A 542-nucleotide genomic window follows, 5' to 3' on the forward strand; every position below is an offset into this window, starting at 1 on the left:
GTCCCGTACCGGCCGCGCTCCGTGCCATGCGGTCCCATCTGGAGAACTACGTGGCCCGCAGCGAGGGACGGCTGCATCCGCAGATCGTCGGCCAGTTCCGGCGGACGGCCGCCGACGCGTTCGCCGCACGGGTCCAGGGCATGGACCGGGCCGAGAGGCTCGCCCTCCTCGCCCACCACGGCGTCCGGCGCCCCCTTGTCCCCGAGGCCCTCGACCCCGCCGAACTGATGAAGCGGTACGTCGATGCCCGCATGGCGGCGCTCCCCGCCGACCCCGGCGTCTCCCCGCGGGACGCCCGGGCCGTCCTGGAGGCGGAGGCCGAGGACCTGAGCCCGCGCCGGATGTTCGAGTACCTCGATCAGCACGACCTGCTGCCGGCCCCCGACGCGTTCGACGACCGCGCACTGGGCCGCCTGCTCCGCACCGCCTACACGCAGAGCACCGCGCCGCTGGACGACACGGAACTGCCCAGGCTTATGGACGCCGTCGTCAACTGGGAGCAGCGCTGGGGGACGCCGGAGGGGGAGACCTTCCTGTTCCTC

The 542-nt window shown here is 73.6% G+C and carries 1 protein-coding gene; it reads left to right on the plus strand.

The window, feature by feature from the left end:
- Positions 1–26: 26 nt before the first annotated feature.
- Positions 27–542: hypothetical protein (locus LPA54_RS36115; protein ID WP_228984762.1), on the plus strand; the 516-nt coding region annotated here is incomplete at its 3' end.

Source organism: Streptomyces sp. DH12 (genome assembly GCF_020873895.1).
In the GTDB taxonomy this organism is placed as follows: domain Bacteria; phylum Actinomycetota; class Actinomycetes; order Streptomycetales; family Streptomycetaceae; genus Streptomyces.